Origin of the sequence: Rhizobium sp. CFBP 13726, from assembly GCF_014841925.1 — a bacterium.
GTDB lineage: Bacteria > Pseudomonadota > Alphaproteobacteria > Rhizobiales > Rhizobiaceae > Neorhizobium > Neorhizobium soli.
The window spans coordinates 96,220-115,028 of sequence record NZ_JACYUU010000002.1 but is presented as its reverse complement, the minus strand read 5'-3'; the positions used below and the strand labels follow the sequence as shown (position 1 = coordinate 115,028).

Genomic DNA, 18,809 nt, shown 5'->3' with positions numbered 1-18,809 from the left:
AACAGGCGACGCAATTAATCTACAAGATTTCGACGGTCTCGGGCTGGATCTCCGGCATAGGCAATGGTTGATCGCCATAAAAGACGTGGCTGCTGTCCAGCGCAATGCCGTCACCTGCCTGCGTCAGCCCGTAGCGTTCGCAAACCAGGTTCCAGTTGCCGGGTTCGCCCGACAGCGAAAACAGGTTGTAGGAAGCAGGTGGCTTGTGGCCGCCCGGACCCTGCGAGGCGGACGCGATACCGACGACCGGCACGGGCCGGTTATGGGTCTTGAGTTCGTAGACGGTGTTGAGATGCGTATGGCCGTGCAACACCAGTTCGGCGCCGCCGGTCGAGATGGCCGCAGCAAATCGACGGATGCCGATCATACGCTTGTGCGATGACGCCGCGCCGTGGATCGGCGGGTGGTGAATCATCACAACGCGGAACAGGCCACGTTCGCCGGCTTTCTTCAGCAGGTTCACGGTTTCGCGCGCCTGGCGCGGGCTGAAATAGCCGGATGCGGAAAACGGCGGCGTCGCATTGGAGGTTGAGCAGCCGATGATGGCGATCGGGCCACGCTCCCGGTAGGTCGGGAAGATGTGGTCATCCTTCGGCCATTCGCCCGGATCGTCGTCGCTTTTCACGAAGGGATACCAGGCGGCAACCGACTTGTCGTGAGCGCCCGGCACATAGGCGTCGTGATTGCCCGGCACGACGGTCGTATCGGCGGGTTCGCCGATCGTATCGAGCCATTCGCGGGCCAGCCGGGTTTCGATCTTGGTCGCCAAATTGACCAGATCGCCTGTGATGAGCAACTGGTCCGGCTCCCGGTCCTTCATGTCGCTCAACAGCAGATCCAGCGTGTTGACGAGAAGATGCTTACGGCGGGTGCGGTGCCAGTTGACGAAACCGGTGATGCGTTTTGACAGAAGCTCGCGCATCGTCAGCCGCGGAAGGGGCCCCAGGTGGATATCGGAAATATGCGCGAACTTGAACATGGCGAAGACATAACGCATGAGAGAGCAATTGGTACCGAATTTATCGCCGCTCCCGAAGTTATGAAGTGGAACGCCTGAATGGTTGAGCAGGGCATTCCCGAAGTTACCGGCGGCCGCGCCCGCATTCTCGTCTGGCTGATGCACAAGGCGTTCATCGTCACCCGCGGCATGACGATGGGTGTCCGGGCCGCCTGTTTCGATGACGAAGGCCGGATTTTCCTGGTGCGCCACACCTATGTTCCCGGATGGTATATGCCCGGCGGCGGCATGGAACGCGGCGAAACCGCGCTTCAGGCGCTGCACAAGGAACTGCGGGAAGAGGGCAATCTGGAAGTCCTGGGAGTGCCGGAGCTTTTCCACGTCTACCTGAACCGCAACGCATCGAAGCGCGACCACGTGCTGTTCTACAAGGTCAACGTCAACCAGAAGGCGCCGCGCACCGCGGATTACGAAATTGCGGAAAGCGGCTTCTTTGCGCTCGACGCGCTACCGCCTGAGGTCACCCAGGCAACAGCGCGCCGATTGCAGGAGCTTTCGGGAAAGATCGAGAAGGGGGAGTACTGGTGAGAGTTACCCGCTTTCCTACCCCCGCCCATGCGGTGCGTCGAGATCGAGCTCTGGTCCTGTCGGGACGATGCCGGTCGGGTTTATGGTTTTGTGGCTCTCGTAGTAGTGGTGCTTGATGTGGAGGAGATTGCAGGTCTCGGCCACGCCCTCGTGCTGGTAGAGATCGCGCAGATAGGCTGAAAGGTTCGGGTAGTCGGCGATGCGGCGGATGTTGCATTTGAAGTGGCCGACATAGACCGGATCGAAGCGGATGAGTGTGGTGAACAGCCGCCAGTCGGCTTCGGTCAGCTTGTCTCCGAGCAGGTAGCGGCTTTTCGAGAGACGGGTCTCGAGACTGTCGAGCGTTTCGAACAGCTTTGAGACGGCCTCTTCATAGGCGTCTTGCGTGGTGGCGAAGCCGGCCTTGTAGACGCCGTTGTTGACGGTGTCGTAGATGACCGCGTTGATCGCGTCGATCTCAATGCGCAGATCTTCAGGGTAGAAATCGACATCGGAACCGGTGATGCCGTCGAAGGCGCTGTTCATCATGCGGATGATTTCGGCGCTTTCGTTCGAGACAATCGTGTTCTGCTGCTTGTCCCAAAGGACCGGAACCGTGACGCGGCCGGAATAGGCGGGATCGGCTTTGAGATAGACCTGGTAGAGATAGTCGGAGCCGAACAGGGCGTCGCCGGTTGCGCCGTCGCGTTTGCGGAATTCCCAGCCGTTTTCCAGCATCAGGTAATCGACGACGGAGACCGAGATCAGATCATGCAGCTTCTTGAGGTTGCGGAAAATCAGCGTCCGGTGCGCCCAAGGGCAGGCGAGCGATACATAGAGATGATAGCGTCCGGCCTCGGCCTTGAAGCCGGAGGTGCCTGACGGTCCGGCGGACCCGTCAGCTGTCACCCAGTTGCGGAACTGTGATTCGGAACGCTTGAAATGACCCTTGCTGGCCTTGGTGTCGTACCAGACGTCGTGCCACTTACCGTCTACCAGCATGCCCATTGCAATCTCCTTGGTTGTCTTTCTGTTAGATACGACAAAGCCTGACAATGACGAGGTGCGATTTTGTAAACGCTGCGTTTTTGGATTGGACGGGTGGAATATTTTCTGATAGCTCGCTTGTCACGATTGTTCGGGAACATCAGAGAATGACCGAAGTGCGGACACTGCGACGACGCTGAAGATCGACCACGACGCCTGAAAACGCGTCGCGATATCGCTCGTCCTGTCTGCTCTCTCCTTACGGCTTCGGTTCTCCATGTCCCTGCATCTTGTTGCCTCGCAATCCTCCGCATCCCAGAATTCTGCCTCCAAAAGCACCGCCAGGTCCATGGCGAAACACGACCTCGTCTATCTGAGCGAGGATGCGTCTCACGATGACATCATCGAGGTGATCAACGAGGAGGCGTTCGGCCCCGGTCGGCATGTGCGCGCTGCGTCCCGCATTCGCGAGCAGGGGCCGCATGACCGGTCGATCTCGTTTGTCTGCGCTGACGATGGCGAGACGATCGCTTCGGTGAGGATGACGCCGGTTCTGGCGGGAAGCGTGAAGGGCCATATGCTGGGCCCGCTGGCGGTCAGGCCGTCGCACAAGAACCTCGGGATTGGCCGCGAACTGGTGCGGATCGCCATCGATGCCGCGCGCCGGCATGGGTCGGAAGCCGTGATCCTGATCGGCGATCCGCCCTATTACATGCCGCTCGGCTTCGAGAAGGTGGCCTATGACGCGCTCGATTTTCCGGGACCGGTCGATCCGGGCCGGGTGCTGGTCGTGCCGCTCAAGGACGGTGTGCATGACGGGCTGAAGGGCGTGATCGGCTGGCGGGAGCTGTGATCCGTCAGGACTTCGCGCAAAACCCTTGATCTAGAATCGTTTTTCCAGCCACGTTACATCATTTCCGCCGGCGAGGCCTTCGAGCTTGCCGATCGGGTGGTAGCCGAGCTTCAGATACAGCGCGAGTGCTGCCGGGTTCATCGTATCGATATAGGCTCCGATACAGCCGCGCTTGGCCGCCTCCGCTTCGGCCATGGTCATGAGGCGGGCGGCGAGGCCCTTGGCGCGCATCAATTCCGGAATGAACAGCATCGAGATGTAAAGCCAGCCGCGGCCGGTATAGCCGACGAGGCCGCCTGCGATATCGCCGGCCGTATCACGTAGCGGGATTGCCAGTTCGCGGCGGTCGCTCGCGCCGAAGCATTCGATGTTGAAGGCTTTCAGCTTGTCGAGGATGATGTCTTCATCCTGCTGCGAGATGCCTTCGACGATTTCCAGATCCATATCCATGCTCCCAGATTGCGGCCGAGATGGATAGACTAAAGCGCTTTTTGAAGGAAGGTGCGGGTTCTGGTTTCGACGAAATTTGGAATCTCGCCAAACACTTGGTAGCCGTGGCTCTTGTAGGCTTTGAGGGCGAGTGGGTTGAACGTATCGATCCAGGCGCCCTTGCAGCCGCGGGTGCGGGCTTCATTTTCGGCCTCGGTCAGAAGCTTTGCTGCCATGCCCTTGCCGCGCAGGGTTTCCGGAATGAACAGCAATTGCGTGAAGAGCCAGCCCCAGGATGTGTAGCCCGAGAGGCCGCCGATGACCGTGCCGCTCTCGTCGCGGATCAGCACGGCGAGCAGTTTCCGGTCGGAGGGCCCGACTTCGCCTTCGTTGAAGGCTGTGAGGCCGCTGCTGACGATTGCAAGATCGTCTGAGCTCGGCGCGTCGGTGAGATAAAGCTCGTGGTCCATCAGCGACCCTCGCGCCACCACATTGCCGCCATGGCGAACAACAGCACAGACAGGCCGGCAAAGCCGGCAAACAGTGGCAGCGTGTTGATGCCGCGCAGCACCGTCTCGTCGGTCATGCGGATAACCATGCGGTTGGGATCACTGACACGAACTTCGCCGCGGACCGGCAGGATGTCGGGGATGGTGATGCCGTCGCCCGAGGCGACGCGGGTCACGAGGCCGCGGGTCTTGTCGGCATAGGGCCGCAAGGTTGCCTCGGTGGAGATCATTGCCTTGAACTCGGGCGAGTCGACCGCGCCGACATGAACAAGGGTCTGGAAGTCGCCGTTTCTCACCTCGAACAGGCCGGTTTCATCCATGCGGCTTTCATAGCGGTATTCGCCGGGGCCGGCGGGCGTCATCTGCACGGTCTCGGTGCGGCCGGACGGATAGCGGATCGTTGCGGGGCCGGGGTCGTCGCCGATCGTCTGGCGGGTGGCGGCGAGCGTGCGGCCGACGGAGCGGGCGGTCAGCGCCTCTTCCTCGAGTTCGGGTTCCTTCATCAGCCAGTGAGCGATGCGGCGATAGAGCGCCACATGCGGGCCGCCGCCTTCGAAGCCACGGGCCCAGAGCCAGCCCTGATCCGAGAGGAGCATGGCAACGCGGCCTTCGCCCTGACGGTTGAGGACGAGGAGAGGGCGATCGCCATCACCTTCCATTACCGTCTGACCCTGCGGCGGATCGACATCGATGGTGCGGAACCAGCGTCCCCAGGCGGGCGGCGTCTGGTTGGAGCCTTCAAGACCGCGGGTTACCGGGTGCTTGGTGCCGACTTCCGACAGATGCGGGAAGAAGCCGGCATTGTGGACTTCGCCTGTGGGTGCGGCCGGCAGGACCTGTTCGAGCGGCGTCGCGGCAATCGAATCTTCGCCAGCATGTTCCGGGCCTGCCGCGATCAAAAGCGCGCCGCCGTTTTGCACATACTGGGAGATGTAGTCGTAATAGAGGATCGGCAGCACGCCGCGATGCTTGTAGCGATCGAAGATGATCAGATCGAAATCCTTGATCTTCTCGACGAACAGCTCGCGGGTGGGGAAGGCGATCAGCGACAACTCGTTGATCGGCGTGCCATCCTGCTTTTCCGGCGGACGCAGGATGGTGAAATGCACGAGGTCGACGGAGGCGTCGGACTTTAGAAGGTTACGCCAAGCGCGCTCACCGGCATGGGGTTCGCCGGACACCAGCAGCACGCGCAGGTTCTGCCTGATGCCATCGATGACATGGACGGCGCGGTTGTTGGCGGTGGTCACTTCGCCAGGGAGCTCGGCAACCGAGAACTCCATGACATTGTTGCCGCCGCGCTGGACGTTGAACGAGAACGGGGTGGTGACGCCGGGCGTTGCCTGCAGCGTGGCGATCTGCTGGCCGTTCATGCGCACGATGACTTCGGCGGGGCCGCCGCCCTGGCGACCGTCGTCGAACACGCGCAGTGTCAGTTCCTGCTCTTCGCCGACAATGCCGAAGCGGGGCGCGCGCAGCACTTCGATGCGGCGGTCGAATTCGTTTGGCTGGCCGGTGATCAGCCCGTGGACGGGTGCGTTGAAGCCGAGATCCTGATTGATGCCGGGGAGATCATGGATCTGGCCGTCGGTGAGAAACACAGCGCCACCGACGCGGGCCGGCGGCACGTCCGACATGGCGGAGCGGAGCGCGGTGAACAGCTTGGTCGAGGGTGTATCGCTGTCGACATCGTCTCCGGCCTCGACGATGCGGGTCTCGATGCGGGGATAGCGGGAGAAGCGGTCGCGCAGTTCCGCCAGCGCCTGATCCGTCTGCTGCTCGCGGCCGGCCGTCTCCTGGCTCTGGGAGCGGTCAACAACGATCGGCACGATGGTGGAGAGCTGGTCACGATCTTCCTGGTTGAGCGTCGGGTTGGCGAGCGCCATCAGGAGGGCGCCGAGCGCCAGCGTGCGAAGGACCGCACCACGGACGCCGCGCAATAGGGCGGTGACGGCAAGGACGAGGGCCAGAGCGCCGAGGGCTGCGAGGATCGGCCAGGAAAAGAAGGGGGCGAATTCGATGGTCATCGGTTACTGCCCCAGCCGTTCGAGGAGCGCGGGGACGTGGACCTGATCGGCTTTGTAGTTGCCAGTCAGCATGTACATCATGATGTTGACGCCGGCGCGGTAGGCGTATTCGCGCTGCATGTCGTCAGGCGGTACGGTCGGGAGCATGGAGTTACCCTGTTGATCGACTGCCCAGGCGCCGGCAAAATCATTGCCCGTGATCAGAAGCGGCGTCACGCCGTCGCCGCCCGAGGAGAGCTGCGAGGTGGAGTTGCGCGCATCCTGACGGGCTTCGACCCAGAGCGGACCGCCGCGATAGCGACCGGGAAAATCCTTCAGCAGATAGAACGTGCGGGTGAGGACGTGGTTTTCCGGTGTCGGCTCAAGCGGCGGGATATCGATGCTGGCGAGAATTTCTTGCAGCCGCAGGCCGTTGGGGCTGGAGCTGCCGTCGAGTGCTGAGACCTGGTCGCGGGTGTCGAACAGGACCGTGCCGCCGTTGCGCATATAGGCGTCGATGCGCGAGATCGAGGCCTGCGACGGCATCGGCGCTGTCGCGGAAATCGGCCAGTAGATGATCGGGTAGAAGGAGAGGTCGTCCTTGGCGATGTCGAGTCCGACAGGGGCGCCGGGTTCCAGCGTCGTGCGGTAGCTCATGTATTGGGTGAGACCGTCGAGCCCGCGCTCGGAGATGCTGTCGACATCGCTTTCGCCGGTCTGGACGTAGGCAAGGTGGGTCGTGTCGAGGCGGTCAAGGATCTGGTCGTCGCCAGGCTTTACGCCTTCGCCGGGCTGCATTTCGCGAAACGGCTGCGGCTGGGCCGATTGCTGTTGTGCCGCGGCAGGCGGTTGGGCCGGTGGCTGCTGGGCGAGCGACGGGTTCGGGTTGAGCAGCGCCAAAGCCAGCGCGAAGCCGAGGATCAAGGAGGCGGCTGTACCGGAGGCTCGGGTCGACGTCGGCTTGGAGCGTCCGGGGCGGCGGGAAAAGGCACCGTTCATGAAGAGCATTACCAGGCTATCGAGGACGAGGAGCGCGAAGGCGAGAGCAAACAGGGTCGGACGCAGCGACACGGCCTCGCCGCCAGCCAGTTGATCACGCGCAACCTGCGTTCCGCCGACTGATGGATCGAAGGGGGCAAGCACGGTCGCCGGGGCCAGAAGATTGACGGCGGAATAGCCGTCTTCGGTGCCGTAGAGGCCCGGAGGGTGATCGAAGCTTGCGACAGGCCTTGCGTTGGCCGGGATGGTGATTGGGCGGGCAGCGCCGGTCTCGGTCGTCATCACGCCGTCGGCGGTCAGCAGACGGTAGGGCGGCAGGGCTGCAGCGGCTCCTTCTGTGCCTGGTGCTCCGGATGCGCTGCCACCGGCAGCACCGCCGACGCGGGCCATCTGCACCAGCCGGCGCAGCATTTCGACGAAATTCCCAGACAGCGGCAAGTTGGACCATGTCGCTTCCGCGCTGGTGTGGAACAGCACGATACGGCCGGCTTCGACCTCCTTTTCGGTGACCAGCGGCGTGCCATCAGCAAGGCTTGCCCACGTGCGCTCGGCAAGGTCCGGCGTCGGTTCGGCGAGAACCTGGCGGGTCACGGTGATATCGGCTGCGCGCGGCAGGCCGGCGAAGGGGCCGAAATTCGGGAAATCGGCGAGTGCCTGCGGCTCCGACCAGGACATGGCGCCGCCGAGCGCGCGTTCGCCCTGGCGCAAGGTGACCGGCACCAGCGGATCGTCGGCCGGTGCTGCGGCAAGGCGAGGGCCGGCGAAGCGGACCAGTGTACCGCCGCGCGCGATCCAGCGTTGCAGCGGCTGGGAGATTTCCGGCGGCAGGCGGCCGACATCGGCCATGATGATTGCCGACGGATTGTCCTCGAGGATCTGCGGGATCGACACCGAGAGATCGGCGGTGTTGGGCTGGATCACGTCGGCATAGGGCTGGAGAGCCCGGCTGATATAGTAGAGCGGTTGCAGCAGCGGCTGGAAGTCGCTGCCGCTTTCGCCGGCGATGAGCGCCACGCGGCGGCGGCGGAAACCGTCGTCGAGAAGGTGGGCTGCACCGGCGGTTGCGATGCCTTCGATGGAGAGGCGGGCGAAATCGTTGCGCAGTTCGAACGGGGCGGAGATTTCCGTCGTCGCCATGTTGGCGCCATCGGCAAATTGGAGCGTGCCTGCGGCAAGCGAGCGACCTTGCGGATCAAGCGCGTTGACGGTGAACTGCTGGGTGCCAGCGGTGGAAAGGCGGGTGGCGCTGACATTCATCGCCATGGAATTGTTGGTGGCACCTGTGATGGCGACGGCCGATTGTCCATCGCCCTCGAGGACGCGCATGTCGCCTGCCGAGAGGCCGGCAAGGGCGGTCATCGTTTCGGCGTCGGTCGTGGCGGCGATGCCGTCGGAGACGAGCGCCAGCGTGCCGGGGCGGGTGCCGTTGAGGGCTTCGCGCAGAGCGGTGACGGCACGGGCGCGGTCGGGCACAAGCGGCCTCGGGCTTGCGGCGGCAAGCTTGTCGCGCGCTGCGGCGGCACTGCCGGGGGTTGCTTCCTGGTTCTGATCGGCGGTGAAGGCGATCGCGACCGGGAGGTCAGCGCTTTCGGCATCGTCGATCAGGAGATTGGCGGTCTCGACGCGGCGTTCCCAGTCGGTCGATGTCGCCCAGCCGTTGTCGATGATCAGCGCCAGCGGGCCGCCGGTGTTGAGCGAACTCGTGCGCGGGTTGATGACGGGATCGGCGATGGCCAGAATGATCGCTGCGGCCAGAGCCATGCGCAGAAGCGTCAGCCACCAGGGGCTTTGCGACGGCGTTTCCTCGCGCTTCAGGACGCTTGCGAGAATGCGCAGAGGCGGAAAGACCTCCGATTTCGGCCGTGGCGGGGTCAGCCGCAGAAGCCACCAGATGGCGGGCAGGGCGATCAGGCCGAACAGGATGGCGGGATAGGCGAAGGCGAGCGCGCTCATGACCTCTCCTCCATGCGTCCGGTCTCAACACGTCGAGGTGCCGGCATGCCGGAGAGGTAGCCGTGGACCGCGACCAGAGCCTCGGAGGCGAGACGGTCGGTGCGGTGGAACACGAAACTCCAGCCGAGACGGCGAAGGCCTTCTCCGAGCGCATCGCGGCGGGCGAGATAAGCGCGCTGATAGTCTTCGCGGATGTTTTCGGCGCGGCCGGAGACGAGCTTTTCGCCGGTTTCGGGATCGGTGAATTCGGTGCGGCCGGTATAGGGGAAGGTCTCTTCGGCGGGATCGGCAACCTCGATCACATGGCCGCGCAGGCCGCGGCGTCCGAGCGGCGTGATGCGGTCCATGACCTTGTCGGCGTCATCGAGGAAATCGCCGATTAGGACGATATCGCTTTGGCCGCGGATCATGCCCGTATCCGGCAGGCCGGTCGCCTGCGGTGCGTGCATGATGGCGGTCGCCAGCCGTTCTGCGGCGTTGCGGGCAGAGACGGGTTCCATGATGCCGGGGCATCCGATCCGCTCGCCGGAGCGGGCAAGGATTTCGGCGAGCGCCAGCATGATGACCAGCGCGCGGCTTTCCTTCGATACCGATCCGAATGTCGACTTGTACATCATCGACGGCGACATGTCTGCCCAGAGCCAGATCGTGTGGGCCGCCTCCCATTCGCGGTCGCGGACATAGGTATGATCGTCGCGGGCCGAGCGGCGCCAGTCGATTCGCGACAGGCTTTCGCCCTCCGCATAGGGCCGGAACTGCCAGAAGTTTTCACCCATGCCGCGCTTGCGGCGGCCGTGCCAGCCGGCAATCACCGTATTGGCGATGCGCTTTGCCTCGACCATGCAATCGGGCACCAGCATGGCGCGCTGCTGGGCGCGATGAAGCACATCGCTGCTGGCGGTTTGATCGACGATCTGGCCGATGGATGCCACGGAGGTTCCTTTCTAGCCTGAACCGGCGATCTTCAGCCGCGGGCCTGTTTGACCAGGCCGGCAATGACATCGCGCACCGACATGCCTTCGGCGCGGGCGGCAAATGTCAGCGCCATGCGGTGCTGCAGGACCGGTTCGGCAAGCGCGTGGATATCGTCGAGCGAAGGAGCGAGGCGGCCTTCGTAAAGCGCGCGGGCGCGGGCCGTCAGCATCAGCGACTGGCCGGCACGCGGGCCTGGACCCCAGGCGACATGCTTGTCGGTGGACGCGTTGCCGTGGCCCGGTCGGGCAGAGCGGACGAGCGACAGGATCGCATCGACCACCTTGTCGGAGACAGGCATCTGGCGGATCAGCGCCTGGATGTCCTTCAGCCGCGTCGCGTCGATTACGCTGCGCGCCTTGGCTTCGGCGCTGCCTGTCGTTTCGAGCAGGATCTGACGCTCGGCGGCAAGCTCCGGGTAGAGAACGTCCACCTGCAGCAGGAACCGGTCGAGCTGCGCTTCGGGAAGCGGATAGGTGCCTTCCTGTTCCAGCGGGTTCTGCGTGGCAAGGACGTGGAATGGTGCCGGCAGGTCATAGCGCTGGCCGGCCACGGTGATGTGATATTCCTGCATGGCCTGCAGCAGCGCAGACTGGGTGCGCGGCGAAGCGCGGTTGATTTCGTCGGCCATCAGCAGCTGTCCGAAGACGGGTCCCTTGACGAAGCGGAAGGAGCGGCGTCCGGTCTCATCCGTATCCATCACTTCGGAGCCCAGAATATCCGACGGCATCAGGTCGGGCGTGAACTGGATGCGGTTAGAATCAAGCCCGAGGACGGTGCCGAGCGTCGAGACGAGTTTGGTCTTGGCGAGGCCGGGAACACCGACCAGCAGCGCATGACCGCCCGAGAGAACCGCGAGCATGGTGTTTTCGACGACACGTTCCTGGCCGAAGATGACCTTGGCGACTTCCTCGCGGATGGCGGCGATATCGGCAAGTGCCTTTTCGGCCGAGGCGATGATGGCTTTCTCGTCGAGGACTGTTTGCGTAGAATTCATCATGCCCATGTCGTTCACCATCACCCTTGATTGGTATCCAGATCCAGCAGGCTTCGCCGAACCTATCCGTCCGACCGTGAATCGCTGCATCGCAGCGGCCACCTTAGACCTTGAAACTTATTCCGCCAAATAAGGCTGACAAGCACGCGATGAATGACTATCTCGTGAGAACATTCACCTTGGCTGATGCTTAAGGTCGAACCGGGACTGAAAAATGGCAGTAGAACCAATTAATAAGGCGGCCGATGCCGCTGGTCTCGCGGCGATGATTGCCCATGCGTCCGAGCAGGCAAGTGGTGGCCCGAGAGGCGAAATTCCCGGCCTGCCGCCGGTCGAGCGGTGGAACCCGCCGTTCTGCGGCGATCTCGACATGGAAATCCGTGCCGACGGGACATGGTTCTATCTGGGCACGCCGATCGGCCGGGCGCCGCTGGTCAGGCTGTTTTCGACCGTGTTGCGCAAGGACGAGGACGGCCGAACCTATCTCGTCACGCCTGTGGAAAAGGTTGCGATCCGTGTCGTCGATGCGCCGTTCGTGGCGGTTGAGATGCAAACGAGCCTACGAGACGGCCAGCAGGTGCTGACGTTTCGCACCGGTGTCGGGGATGTGGTGGAGGCAGGCAGCGATCATCCGATCCGCTTTGCGATCGCAGGCGAGGGGCAGGAGCTGAAGCCCTACCTGCATATCCGTGGACGGCTCGAGGCACTGGTGTCGCGGGCGGTGATGTATGATCTGGTCGCGCTCGGTGAGACGATCGAGATCGATGGCGTCGCGATGTTCGCAGTCCGCTCCTGCGATACGGTGTTCCCGGTGATGCCGGCGGCGGAGCTGGAATTGTTGTCGCGATGAGTGGTCTCGGTTTTTATTCCGCCGACGAGTTTCGCCGCCGTTCGCTGTCCCAGAAGGGCGGGCCGATCGAGGATGCCTGGCGCGATCATGGCGATCATGTGCTTAACCCGGCCTGGGTGAACGCGACCATTCAATCCAAGCTGAAGGACGCCGCGGTGCTGGTGCCTGTCATCGACGATGCCGATGGCGCCAAGGTGATCCTGACGCAGCGGACCGTGAAGCTGCGCAAGCATTCCGGGCAGATCGCGTTTCCGGGCGGTGCGATCGATCCCGAAGACGGATCGCCTGAGGTGGCGGCGCTGCGCGAGGCCGAGGAAGAGATCGGTCTCGACCGACGTTTCGTCGAGCCGCTGGCCAGGCTTCCCGATTATTACGCGGCGACCGGATTTCGGATCACGCCGGTGTTGGCCGTTGTGAGCCGCGGTTTTGAACTGACGCTCAATCCGGACGAGGTGGATGCGGCTTTCGAAGTGCCGCTGTCCTTTCTGATGGACGAGGCGAACCACCAGCGCGGCACCCGCGACTGGAATGGCGCAACCCGGCACTTCTACGTCATGCCCTATGAGGACCGGGAAATATGGGGCATTACCGCCGGAATTTTACGCACGCTGTATGAAAGGCTTTACGCATGACCTCCATTGCTACCCCCTCGGTTGCCGGTGAGGCATGGTTCAACGATGCCGCTCTGCAGCGGCTTCTAGCGCTTCTGAACGCCGATGGCGGCGAGGCGCGGGTGGCGGGTGGCGCGGTGCGCAACGCGCTGATGGGGCTCGCCGTCGCCGATATCGACGTGGCGACGACGCTTCTGCCGCAGGATGTGGTGGAGCGGGCAGAAGCTGCCGGCATGAAGGCCGTGCCGACCGGCATCGAGCATGGGACGGTAACGCTGGTGATCGACGGCACGCCGTTCGAGGTGACGACGCTTCGCCGCGACATCGAGACGGACGGTAGGCATGCCAAGGTGTCCTTCGGCACCGACTGGCAGGCTGACGCGGAACGGCGCGACCTCACCATCAATGCACTCTATGCGGATGCATCGGGCGCCGTGGTCGATCTGGTCGGAGGTCTGCCCGACATCGAGAAGCGGGTCATCCGTTTCATCGGCGACGCTTCGCAGCGGATTGCCGAGGATCATCTGCGCATTCTCAGGTTCTTCCGGTTTTTCGCCTATTACGGATCCGGCCGGCCGGATGCCGATGGATTGCGGGCATCGGCACGCGCCAAGGACAGGCTTTCGACGCTTTCTGGCGAGCGGGTCTGGGGCGAGACGAAGAAACTGCTGGCTGCCCCCGATCCGTCTCGCGCACTTTTGTGGATGCGGCAGGCGGGTGTTCTGACGGAAATCCTGCCGGAAACCGAAAAATGGGGCATCGACGGCATCCATCCGCTGGTCGCTGCGGAAGCGGCGCTCGGGTGGACGCCGGATCCGCTGCTGCGGCTTGCTTCGATCGTGCCGCCCGATGCGGAGCGGCTGGCGGCGATGGCGAAGCGGCTGCGGTTTTCGAATGCCGATGCGGCGAAGCTGGCCGTCTGGGCGTCCGCGCCCGCCATTCCCGACGAGGTGACGGATGTCGGCTTCGATCGTCTGCTCTACCGAAATGGCGCGGCCGGCATGGTTGCGCGCGTCAAGCTGGCGCTGTCGTCGGCCAGAGCAGCGGCCGAGGGCGATCCAATGGCGATGCGCAAGTCGGCAAGGCTGTCGGTTCTTCTGAAGCGGGCCGAGGGCTACGCCAAGCCGGTCTTTCCGATCGCGGGCGCCGACGTTCTCTCGGCAGGTGTGCCTGCCGGCAAGAGGGTCGGTGAGATCCTGAAGCAGATCGAGGACTTCTGGGTGGAGCGTAACTTCAACCCCGACCGGGCAGCGCTGGCCGCCCGGCTGGACGAGATCGTGAAGCAGAGCTCCTGATCAATCCTCCTATTCGGAGATCGCCCAGGAGTGGAATACGGATGCCCGCTCCGCGGGGATCATCATGTGAGCGGCATTGGCCGCGCCGGATTCCGCCGACTTACCGGCAAGCTGCCGCTTCACTTGCTCGACACAGAACGCGTGGGGCAGTTCGCCACCGCTTCTGGCTCGCATTTCGACGGCCAGACGCTCGACCAATTCGGGCGTCTTCATCAACTTCGAAACGGGGTATGGACTTGGTTTTGTCAGGCTGTTTGATGGGGTCATGGCTGTTCTCCCGTGCAACCAGAACGCACGCTAGCACCGAACACACCGATTCGAACATCGAATTTTTCGCAGATGACAACTACCAGTGGCCTTACAGTCATCAATTTCTTGAGAGCAGACTGCCCGGCGTGCCAAAATGATCAGGGCCAGCGGACTGCCGGTGGCATCGAGGACAAGATCGATTCCACATTGCCGCCTGTCTTCAGGCCGAAAATTGTACCGCGGTCGTAGAGAAGGTTGAACTCCACGTAGCGGCCGCGACGGATCAGTTGCTCGTCGCGGTTCTCTTCGGTCCAGGGCCGGTTGAAATTGCCGCGTACGATCTTCGGGTAGAGGAGGTTGAAGGCGCGGCCGACATCCTGCGTGAAGGCGAAATCGGCATCCCAGCCGCCTTTTTCCGCATCCGAGTGGAGCCAGTCGAAAAAGATGCCGCCGACGCCGCGGGGCTCGTTGCGGTGCTTCAGGAAGAAATAGTCTTCGCACCATGCCTTGTAGCGGGGGTAATCGGCGACCGCGTGCCGATTACATGTGATTTCCATGACCCGGTGGAAAAGCTGGGTATCGGGGTCTTCCTGGCTGCGGCGGATGTCGAGGACCGGCGTCAGGTCGGCGCCGCCACCGAACCACTGGCTGGTGGTGACGACCATGCGGGTGTTCATGTGCACTGCCGGCACATTGGGATTGACCGGATGGGCAATGAGCGAAATGCCCGACGCCCAGAATGCGGGGTCTTCGTCGGCGCCGGGGATCTGCTTGCGGAATTCTTCGGAAAACTCGCCGTGGACGGTGGACGTATGGACGCCGACCTTCTCGAAGACGCGGCCTTCCATCATCGACATCGTGCCGCCGCCGCCTTCGCCCTCGTTGCGAAGCCAGTTCTTCCGGGTAAAGCGGCCGGGCGGCTGATCGGAGAGCGGGCCGGTCAGCTCGTCTTCCAAAGCCTCGAAGGAAGCACAGATCGTGTCGCGGAGGCTCTCGAACCAGGCTCGCGCGGCTGCCTTCTTCTCTTCGAGATTTTCGGGCAGTTCCTTGGGCAATGCCGGCCGTTCCATGGTCTTTTCCTTTTCCGCTATGCCTTTGATCTGATTCCGCATCCTCGCCGGCGGCACTTAGCATCTCAGACTTGCGCCGGCCATTCCCAAGCGCGTGAGGCCGCCCGTTTTAAGACAGGAAAACAGACTCGCAATGCGTGTGAGACCATATTATCTTGATGTCACCAGGTGCCGATAAGAGGGTTTGATGGCGAAATTCACACCCCCGCCACTCGACGGGCTGAAGCGCAGAATTCACCGCCACCGGCAGGAACAGGCCGGCGGACCGGGCAGCATGTTCGTGCGCGAGACATTTCTGATGACCCGCGAGGATGCCCGCGAAAAAGCGCGGCAATGGTTCGACGAATTTCCGAAGGCTGCCTACTGGACCGAAGTGGAAAGCTGGCGCCAGCTGGAGGGCGACCGCATCGAGTTCACCATGCGGAGACTTCCGACGGCGGACTAAGGAAGTCCCTCAGGCGCCGGGTTCGGCGAGGCGAAGGCGGCTTTCGATCAGTGCGCCGCTGTCATCGAGGATCGGATGCGCAACCGACACGATGTGCGCATTGATGCGTTTGAGGTCACGCAGCATGTCGAGATGCAGCGAGCTGGTCTGCAGGCTTTCCAGTCGTCCGTCGCGCAACCGCTCCAGATGCTTTTCGGCGGACCGCTTTTCGAGCCGGCGGACTTCCACCTTGATTTCCATCAACTGCCGCGCCAGCGCCAGATCGCCGGTCTGGAAGATCGTCTGGGCGGTTCTCAGGTTGTCGACGGTCAGGCTGAGCAGCACCTGCAATTCATCGAAGCCGTCGTCCGAGAACTTGAGGCCGTGCGCGATCTTCTTGCGGACCTGTTCGGCGATGCCTTTTTCGATGATGTCGCCGATATGTTCGAGGTTGATCGCGTAATCGATGATGGCGATGGAGCGGCGCGCGTTCTCCGCATCGAGACCGGTGCGGCCCAGTTCCGACAGGTAGAGCTTCACATCCTGATGAAGGTGATCGACCCGTGACTCGAGCCCGGCGATGTCTGCAAGTGGTGCGATATCGTTACGTTTGAAGGCATTTTCGGTGCGGATCAGCATGCGCTCGATGGTGTCGCCGACGCCGAGCACTTCGCGCGTCGCGTTGGCGAGCGCCATCACAGGGTTGTCGAGCGCGTCCTGATCGAGGAAGCGGGGGCCGTCGTCTCGCTGCGGATCATCAGGGACGAGGCGAGCTGCAAGGCGGGAGACTTGGGCTGAGAACGGGAATACGACCAGCGCCAGCAGGATGTTGAAGGCGAGGTGTGCATCGACCGGGAGCTTTTCCGGCGACAGCGGCAGGGCTTGAACGGCATCGGCGACAGGGCCCGCGAGCGGCAACGCGATCGCGCAACCGATGCCGCGGGTGACAAGGTTGCCGAGCGTGATGCGTCTTGCCGCAGCCGGCGCAGAAAGAGTGGCGACGACGGGTGGAATGGCGCCACCGAGATTGGCGCCGAGGATGAGCACGATTACCAGGCCGGCGGAGACATTTCCGGTCGAGGCGAGCGAGAGGATCAGCACCACGACCGCCAGGCTGGACGACGAAACGAAAGCCAGAACCGCCGACAGGATCAGCGCCACCGGCCACGCGTCATCGAGCAGGCCGATAAAGGCCGCGAGCGCCGGCGACTGGCGCATCGGTTCGGTGGCGAGCCCAAGCAGATGCAGCGACAGCAGCATCAGGCCGACGCCTATCATGGCCGTGCCGCCGCCTTTGCGGGCTGGCGATGCACCGCGAAGCATGACCAGACCGATGAGGATGAGAAGGGGCGACAGCCACTCGATGCCGGTCGCGACCAGCCAAGCGGTAACGGCGGTGCCGACATTGGCGCCGAGGAGCACGATCTGCGCCATGCGTGGACGCACCATGCCGCGTTCGGCAAACGAAGCGAGCGTCAGTGCGGTCGCGGTCGAACTTTGCAGGGCGATCGTGGCGACAAGGCCGGAGACGAAGGAGCGCAGGCTGCTGCTGGTGCCGCGGGCTAGACCCGTCTTGAGGCGTGTCCCGAAGGCGCGGGTGACGCCATCCTTGACCTGCGCAAGGCCAAACAGAAGCAGGGCCACGGCGCCGAAAAGATTGATGATCACGATGGTGGATTGCATATCGGATTGTCTTCGCCCGGGGACGGTTCCTATCGAATGAAGTGCGATAATGAATTGCCGGCTAACGAATATAGGCCGATTACGCCGATGTGCAAATCACTGTTCGCGACAGTTTTTTACGCGTTTTGGCGTGGGTGCAAAAGGAGATCAGGCAGCGTCTTCGGTGGCCTGCTCTTTCGCCGGGACCGGCATGAGTTCAAGACCCAAAGCCTTCATCACCTTCAGAATTGTGGTAAATTCCGGATTGCCTTCGCCGCTCAAAGCCTTGTAGAGCGCCGCCCGGCTCATCCCGGTTTTGCGGGCAAGCTTGCTCATGTTGCGGGCCTTGGCGACGGTTCCGAGGCATTTGGCGATGAAGGCCGGATCGCCTTCCTCGAAGGCTGCGACCATGAATTCGTGGATTCCTTCTTCGGTATCCAGATATTCCGAAGGATCGAATAGACGGGTCTCGAGGGGCATCGCTAATCTCTCCACTCATTTGCCAGTCGCTTTGCCTCGGCAATATCGCGCTGCTGACTGCTTTTGTCGCCACCGCACAGAAGGACGACAACGGTGTCTCCGCGCTTTATGAAATAGAGCCGGTAGCCAAGGCCATGATCGACACGCATTTCTCCGCATCATAGAGTAAACTCAGGCGTGTAAAAGACGCCAAATGCGCGTGCCGTTTATGCGGTGAAACCCGTCTGCCGCAGCGCTTCTCCTGATATCATTGCGGCCGACATGGCGACGTTGATGGAGCGTTGTCCTTCGCGCATCGGGATCAGGACGCGCGCATCTGCCATGTCATGGACGACGTCCGGGACGCCCGCGCTCTCGCGGCCGAACAGGAGGATGTCGGTGGGCTGAAACTGGAAGGCGACGTAAGGCTGGGCGGCCTTTGTGGAGGCGAGGACCAGCCGCCGGTTTTCGGATCTCCGCCAGTCGTCGAACTGCTGCCAGTTGACGTGGCGGGTGAGTTCGACGTTTGCCAGGTAATCCATGCCTGAGCGTTTCAGGTTGCGATCCGAAATATCGAAGCCGGCCGGTTCGATGATATCGACGCCGAGGCCGAGGCAGGCGGCGAGGCGAAGGATCGTGCCGGTATTGCCGGGAATGTCAGGCTGGTAGAGGGCGATGCGCAGGTTGGTCATGGTTTTCCTTAAGCCGAGCCGGCCTGTGAGCTCAAGCGTTTGAGGGCGGTTTCGATCGGATTGCCGCAGATTTGGGACTTTTCAAAATGGCAATGAACGGGTAAAAGGGCATCGATCTTTAACGCCAGCCTATGGAGGCCTACATGGATATGACCGTGCCTATGCGCCTCCGCCCCCCGGTATTTGTCCGACAGGCTTAGGCGTCCGCGGTTTCACGCAGTCTTTTCACCTTTGTATTTTGCACGGCCGATATGCGGCAGCGCTCAC

20 protein-coding genes are annotated in these 18,809 nt (G+C 62.7%); 6 read left to right on the top strand and 14 right to left on the bottom strand.

Annotated features, from left to right (window positions below; genetic code table 11):
• Positions 1-19 precede the first annotated feature (19 nt).
• Entirely contained in the window at positions 20-979 is a 960-nt protein-coding gene (locus tag IFT66_RS07600) for a metallophosphoesterase family protein (protein ID WP_192077921.1), read from the bottom strand.
• 78 nt (positions 980-1,057) lie between these two features.
• On the opposite strand from IFT66_RS07600, the gene IFT66_RS07595 reads away from it, so the two are divergent.
• Entirely contained in the window at positions 1,058-1,546 is a 489-nt protein-coding gene (locus IFT66_RS07595; RefSeq protein ID WP_062455673.1) for an NUDIX domain-containing protein, read from the top strand.
• 15 nt (positions 1,547-1,561) lie between these two features.
• Here the strand turns inward: IFT66_RS07595 and IFT66_RS07590 are convergent, their stop codons facing one another.
• Positions 1,562-2,533 (bottom strand): glutathione S-transferase family protein, encoded by a 972-nt coding sequence (locus IFT66_RS07590; RefSeq protein WP_192077224.1) that lies wholly within the window; start codon positions 2,531-2,533, stop codon positions 1,562-1,564.
• Positions 2,534-2,861: 328 nt separating this feature from the next.
• Between IFT66_RS07590 and IFT66_RS07585 the strand changes: the two genes are divergently transcribed.
• A complete protein-coding gene (locus IFT66_RS07585) occupies positions 2,862-3,365 on the top strand; it encodes a GNAT family N-acetyltransferase (RefSeq protein WP_192077223.1) in 504 nt (167 codons plus the stop codon).
• Positions 3,366-3,395: 30 nt separating this feature from the next.
• On the opposite strand, the gene IFT66_RS07580 is transcribed toward IFT66_RS07585, so the two are convergent.
• Genes IFT66_RS07580 through IFT66_RS07555 form a run of 6 tightly spaced genes read right to left on the bottom strand, consistent with a single transcriptional unit; the run spans position 3,396 to position 11,239 of the window.
• Complete coding sequence (locus IFT66_RS07580; protein ID WP_192077222.1) at positions 3,396-3,815, bottom strand: GNAT family N-acetyltransferase; 420 nt, start codon at positions 3,813-3,815, stop codon at positions 3,396-3,398.
• Between the two features lie 29 nt (positions 3,816-3,844).
• On the bottom strand, positions 3,845-4,264 hold the full coding sequence (locus tag IFT66_RS07575) for a GNAT family N-acetyltransferase (RefSeq protein WP_192077221.1): 420 nt from the start codon (positions 4,262-4,264) through the stop codon (positions 3,845-3,847).
• Positions 4,264-6,330 carry a hypothetical protein gene (locus IFT66_RS07570; RefSeq protein WP_192077220.1) on the bottom strand — a complete coding sequence of 689 codons (2,067 nt, stop codon included), beginning with the start codon at positions 6,328-6,330 and terminating at the stop codon, positions 4,264-4,266. Before IFT66_RS07570 ends, IFT66_RS07575 begins: the two co-directional genes overlap by 1 nt.
• 3 nt (positions 6,331-6,333) lie before the next feature.
• Positions 6,334-9,261, bottom strand: coding sequence for a DUF4159 domain-containing protein (locus IFT66_RS07565; protein ID WP_192077219.1), 2,928 nt, complete (start codon positions 9,259-9,261; stop codon positions 6,334-6,336).
• The gene (locus IFT66_RS07560; protein ID WP_092660331.1) at positions 9,258-10,193 is read right to left on the bottom strand and encodes a DUF58 domain-containing protein; all 936 of its coding nucleotides are present in this window, start codon (positions 10,191-10,193) and stop codon (positions 9,258-9,260) included. Before IFT66_RS07560 ends, IFT66_RS07565 begins: the two co-directional genes overlap by 4 nt.
• 32 nt (positions 10,194-10,225) lie before the next feature.
• Entirely contained in the window at positions 10,226-11,239 is a 1,014-nt protein-coding gene (locus IFT66_RS07555) for an AAA family ATPase (RefSeq protein ID WP_192077218.1), read from the bottom strand.
• Between the two features lie 205 nt (positions 11,240-11,444).
• Here IFT66_RS07555 and IFT66_RS07550 point away from each other — a divergent pair, with 205 nt between their 5' ends.
• The 3 genes from IFT66_RS07550 to IFT66_RS07540 are packed head-to-tail and all read left to right on the top strand — an operon-like array spanning position 11,445 to position 13,986.
• Positions 11,445-12,080, top strand: coding sequence for a DUF1285 domain-containing protein (locus IFT66_RS07550; protein WP_192077217.1), 636 nt, complete (start codon positions 11,445-11,447; stop codon positions 12,078-12,080).
• Positions 12,077-12,712 (top strand): CoA pyrophosphatase, encoded by a 636-nt coding sequence (locus IFT66_RS07545; protein WP_192077216.1) that lies wholly within the window; start codon positions 12,077-12,079, stop codon positions 12,710-12,712. Before IFT66_RS07550 ends, IFT66_RS07545 begins: the two co-directional genes overlap by 4 nt.
• Complete coding sequence (locus IFT66_RS07540) at positions 12,709-13,986, top strand: CCA tRNA nucleotidyltransferase (RefSeq protein ID WP_192077215.1); 1,278 nt, start codon at positions 12,709-12,711, stop codon at positions 13,984-13,986. Before IFT66_RS07545 ends, IFT66_RS07540 begins: the two co-directional genes overlap by 4 nt.
• 9 nt (positions 13,987-13,995) lie before the next feature.
• On the opposite strand, the gene IFT66_RS07535 is transcribed toward IFT66_RS07540, so the two are convergent.
• Both IFT66_RS07535 and hemF read right to left on the bottom strand, forming a co-directional pair.
• The gene (locus tag IFT66_RS07535; RefSeq protein ID WP_092660339.1) at positions 13,996-14,253 is read right to left on the bottom strand and encodes a hypothetical protein; all 258 of its coding nucleotides are present in this window, start codon (positions 14,251-14,253) and stop codon (positions 13,996-13,998) included.
• A gap of 140 nt (positions 14,254-14,393) precedes the next feature.
• Positions 14,394-15,305 (bottom strand): oxygen-dependent coproporphyrinogen oxidase, encoded by a 912-nt coding sequence (gene hemF / locus IFT66_RS07530; protein ID WP_062455712.1) that lies wholly within the window; start codon positions 15,303-15,305, stop codon positions 14,394-14,396.
• A 187-nt stretch (positions 15,306-15,492) separates the two neighbouring features.
• Between hemF and IFT66_RS07525 the strand changes: the two genes are divergently transcribed.
• Entirely contained in the window at positions 15,493-15,750 is a 258-nt protein-coding gene (locus IFT66_RS07525; RefSeq protein ID WP_062455715.1) for a hypothetical protein, read from the top strand.
• Between the two features lie 9 nt (positions 15,751-15,759).
• Here IFT66_RS07525 and IFT66_RS07520 read toward each other — a convergent pair whose 3' ends face one another.
• From IFT66_RS07520 to IFT66_RS07505, 4 genes are all read right to left on the bottom strand, one after another.
• Complete coding sequence (locus IFT66_RS07520) at positions 15,760-17,412, bottom strand: Na/Pi cotransporter family protein (protein ID WP_062582924.1); 1,653 nt, start codon at positions 17,410-17,412, stop codon at positions 15,760-15,762.
• 147 nt (positions 17,413-17,559) lie between these two features.
• Entirely contained in the window at positions 17,560-17,871 is a 312-nt protein-coding gene (locus IFT66_RS07515; RefSeq protein ID WP_192077214.1) for an addiction module antidote protein, read from the bottom strand.
• Positions 17,872-17,873: 2 nt separating this feature from the next.
• The gene (locus tag IFT66_RS07510) at positions 17,874-18,020 is read right to left on the bottom strand and encodes a type II toxin-antitoxin system RelE/ParE family toxin (protein WP_174196420.1); all 147 of its coding nucleotides are present in this window, start codon (positions 18,018-18,020) and stop codon (positions 17,874-17,876) included.
• 57 nt (positions 18,021-18,077) lie between these two features.
• The gene (locus IFT66_RS07505) at positions 18,078-18,542 is read right to left on the bottom strand and encodes a tRNA (cytidine(34)-2'-O)-methyltransferase (protein ID WP_192077213.1); all 465 of its coding nucleotides are present in this window, start codon (positions 18,540-18,542) and stop codon (positions 18,078-18,080) included.
• Between the last annotated feature and the right edge of the window lie 267 nt (positions 18,543-18,809).